Raw genomic sequence first — 3,596 nt, forward strand, 5'->3', positions numbered from 1 at the left:
AGCCGGGCCCGGACCTTGGCCGCGTCTTCCGGCCGCCAGCCCGCCGTCACGCCGGGCACCGGCGGCTGCACCGGCCGCCGGCCGTGGGCGAGGATGTCCCGGACCACCAGCTGGTGGGAGCTGAACTGGAACTCGGCCTCCGCCTGGCCCTCCGCGACCAGCACATTCACCCCGGCGATCACGTAGGGCCTGGCAATCTGGGCGGTTTCGGCGTCGGCATTGAAGTTCTGCCGGTAGACGGCGACCGCCTCGTCCAGGGCCTGCGGGGCAAAGTGCGAGGCGGCGGCGAACGGCAGCCCCAGCAGCGCGGCCACCGCCGCTCCTGCGGTGGAGGAGCCCAGCACGCACATCGGCACCCTGGTGTTCCGCGCCGTCACGGCACGGACCAGCGTGCCCTGCTGCCCGCCGAACAGCTGCTGCAGTTCAACGAGCTCGCCGGCGAACGTCTGGCCGGAGGAATCGCCGCGCCGCAGCATCGCCGCCGTCCGCGGGTCCGTCCCCGGGGCGCGGCCGAGTCCCAGGTCGATCCGGTCCGGGTACATGTTGGCCAGCGTGCCGAACTGCTCGGCGACCACCAGCGGCGCATGGTTGGGCAGCATGATTCCCCCGGAGCCGACCCGGATCCGGGAGGTCCGGGCCGCGGCGTGGCCGATCAGCACGGTGGTCGCCGAGCTGGCCACCCCTTCGTTGTTGTGGTGCTCGGCGTACCAGAACCGCTTGTACCCGGCGCGGTCCGCGAGCTCGGCCAGCCGGGCGCTGGCCTCGATCGCCTCGCCCACGGACTGGCCGGCGGACAGCGGGGCCAGGTCCAGCACGGACAGCTGGACGGTGGGGGCGGGCGCGAAGGCAGTGGACATGGTTGTGCTCCTGGTGCGAGGTGGCAGGTCCGGGGCAGGCCTGCCCCGGATTCCAGCCTAGCCGCGGCGCCCTGCCCGCCTTCCGGTCAGCGGGCCAGGTAGCGGGCCAGGAAGATCCCGACGTCGCGGATCTCGTCCCGGCCGATCCGGTGCCCCATCCCGGGGTAGGTCCGCGCCGTCAGCAAGGTGTTGGCTTGGAGCCAGGCCGCGGTATAGCGGACGGCATCGGCAGGGATGAGGCCGTCGCGGACATCGCGGCCCCAGAAAAACGGCACCGCCGCCTCCGGCTCGTCCGTCAGCGCCAGCAGCTCATGCTCCAGCACAAACCCGGACAGGCCCACCGCCGCGCGGAAGGCGCGCGGGCGCAGCCGCAGCAGCGTGGTGGCCAGGGCCATGCCCTGCGAAAAGCCGAGCAGGCTCACCCCGCTGAAGCCGCCCCCGGCGAGCACCGGATCCAGCCAGGCGAACACCTTGTTCACGCTGTCCAGGACCTCGGTGAAGTCCGAGCCCAGCAGCGGGTCCAGCAGGAACCAGCCGAAGGTGCCCCCGACGTCGAAATGGCCGCGCAGCGCCACCCCGGTGACATGGGGCGGCAGCGCGGAAAACAGCGGCAGCAGCTTCTGTTCCGAGGACCCGTAGCCGTGCAGCATCACCAGCAGTTCGGTGCCCGCGCGTTCGTGTTCGGGCCTGGACCAGGCGGCAGCCATCAGCGCGGTTTCTTGCTGCCGAGGGCGGCCAGGGACAGCACAATCCCGGCGCCGCACACGCCGGTGGCCGCAAACGGGGTGAACTGGCCGGCGGGGTAGAGCAGGGTCAGGGCCATCGTCAGCGGCAGCCACAGCACGGCCCAGCCGAGCGCGGTGAACAGCGGGGCGTAGAGCTCCCCGCGCGCCATCCACCGGAAGGCGACGATGCCCAGGACCAGCACCCCCAGGCCGCCGGCGAGCGCCACCAGGGCACCGAACAGCCCCGGCTCCAGCCATCCCTCCGCCTTGGGCAGCGGGAGGCCGCCCTGGGCCGCGACGTAGTGGGCCGCGGCATGGTCCGTCCCGACCACCGCCACCCCGGCGGCCACGGCCATCAGCAGCACATTGAACATCTGCAGAAGCACCAGCCGGCGTTGGTCCGCCCTCATGCCGGCCAGTGTAGCGTTCGCCGCCTCCCCGCACGCTCCGCGCACGGGAAGCCCGTATTTTTTTGTTTTTGTGGTTTTCCATTGACATTCGGAAACAAACACAGATAAAGTCATGGAACCACAGACAGTGTGGCCCGCCTCACAATTTCCCCGACTCCGCCGAAATTCCCGACAGGAGGAACATGTTTGCCGAAGAGCGCCACCGCAAGATCGGTGAGCTCGTTGCCGCCCAGGGGCGGGTCAGCGTCGCCGAGCTGGCGGACCGGTTCGAAATCACCAGGGAAACCGTCCGCCGCGACCTGGCCGCCCTCGAAAGCGACGGCACCCTGCGCCGGGTCCACGGCGGCGCCGTCGCCGCGGGCAAGGCCAGCACCTCGGAGCAGAGCCTGGGGATCCGCCAGCTGCTGCACCACGACCGCAAGCTGCGCATTGCCCGGAAGGCGCTGGAGCTGGTCCCCGCCGGCGCAGCCTCGATGATCCTGGACGCCGGCACCACCACCGAACTGCTGGCCGAGCTGCTCACCACCGAGCTGCCCGCGTCCCGCACCGAGGAACTGCTGGTCATTACCCACGCCCTGCCGATCGCCTACAAGATCTCGATGGGCTCCCGGCTCCAGCTCGAGACCATCGGCGGGCGCGTGCGCGGGCTGACCAGCGCCGCCATCGGCGCCCGGGCGGTGGAGCAGTTCCGTTCGCTGCGCCCGGACATCGCCTTCATCGGCGCCAACGGCATCGACGCGGCATTCGGCCTCAGCACCCCGGACGCGCTGGAGGCAGCGGTCAAGACCGCCATCGTCGCCTCCGCCCGCCGGGTGGTGGTGCTCGCCGACTCCTCCAAGCTCGGCGAAGAAACCCTGGTCCGCTTCGCCGCCCTGGCGGACGTGGACACCCTTATCACCGACACCGAGCCCGACGCCGGACTGGCCCGGGCCCTGGACCTGGCCGATGTGGAAGTAGTAGTGGCATGATCATCACGTTGACCGCCAACCCGAGCCTGGATCGGACCGTGGAACTGGCTGCCCCGCTGGTCCGCGGCGGCGTCCAGCGTGCCGTCTCCGCCACCCGGCAGGCCGCAGGCAAGGGAGTGAATGTCTCGCGCGTGCTGGCCGCCTCCGGGCTGGCCACCCTGGCCATCCTGCCCGGCGATCCGGACGACCAGGTTCCGGTCCGGCTGCGGCTGGACGGCCTGCCGCATCTGGCCGTGCCGATCGGCGCGGACCTGCGCAGCAACATCACGCTCACCGAACCGGACGGCACCACCACCAAGATCAACGAACCGGGCCCGGTCCTCTCCGCGCAGCGGCAGGAGCAGCTCGCCGCGGCGGTGGTGGAAAGGTCCGGCGGCGCCGCCTGGCTTGTGCTGGCCGGCTCCCTGCCGCCCGGTGTGTCGGCGGACTTCTACGCGGCGCTGGCGGCCAGGGTCCGCACCGAACTGGGTGCGCGTGCGCCGCGGATCGCGGTGGACACCTCCGGAGAGCCGCTGCGCGCCCTCTTCGCCGCCGGGCCGGAGGCGGTACCCGACCTGCTCAAGCCCAATGCCGAGGAGCTGGCCGAGCTGGCCGGCCGCCACGACGAGGCTGCCCTTGAGGCGGACCCGGCGCTGG

At 71.7% G+C, this 3,596-nt stretch carries 5 protein-coding genes; 2 read left to right on the forward strand and 3 right to left on the reverse strand.

Annotated features, from left to right (window positions below; translation table 11 throughout):
• The 3 genes from ACFQ36_RS21530 to ACFQ36_RS21540 form a co-directional block, all read right to left on the reverse strand.
• On the reverse strand, nucleotides 1-857 hold an 857-nt coding region (locus tag ACFQ36_RS21530; protein ID WP_377017399.1), incomplete at its 3' end, for an MsnO8 family LLM class oxidoreductase.
• Nucleotides 858-943: 86 nt separating this feature from the next.
• Nucleotides 944-1,567: an alpha/beta hydrolase gene (locus ACFQ36_RS21535; protein WP_377017407.1), complete on the reverse strand. Its 624-nt coding sequence runs from the start codon at nucleotides 1,565-1,567 to the stop codon at nucleotides 944-946.
• Nucleotides 1,564-1,992 (reverse strand): hypothetical protein, encoded by a 429-nt coding sequence (locus ACFQ36_RS21540; RefSeq protein WP_377017401.1) that lies wholly within the window; start codon nucleotides 1,990-1,992, stop codon nucleotides 1,564-1,566. Before ACFQ36_RS21540 ends, ACFQ36_RS21535 begins: the two co-directional genes overlap by 4 nt.
• 182 nt (nucleotides 1,993-2,174) lie before the next feature.
• Here ACFQ36_RS21540 and ACFQ36_RS21545 point away from each other — a divergent pair, with 182 nt between their 5' ends.
• Complete coding sequence (locus ACFQ36_RS21545) at nucleotides 2,175-2,960, forward strand: DeoR/GlpR family DNA-binding transcription regulator (RefSeq protein ID WP_377017403.1); 786 nt, start codon at nucleotides 2,175-2,177, stop codon at nucleotides 2,958-2,960.
• On the forward strand, nucleotides 2,957-3,596 hold a 640-nt coding region (locus tag ACFQ36_RS21550; protein ID WP_377017405.1), incomplete at its 3' end, for a 1-phosphofructokinase family hexose kinase. The genes ACFQ36_RS21545 and ACFQ36_RS21550, both read left to right, overlap by 4 nt.

This window comes from Arthrobacter sp. GCM10027362, from assembly GCF_042679445.1.
Lineage (GTDB): Bacteria > Actinomycetota > Actinomycetes > Actinomycetales > Micrococcaceae > Crystallibacter.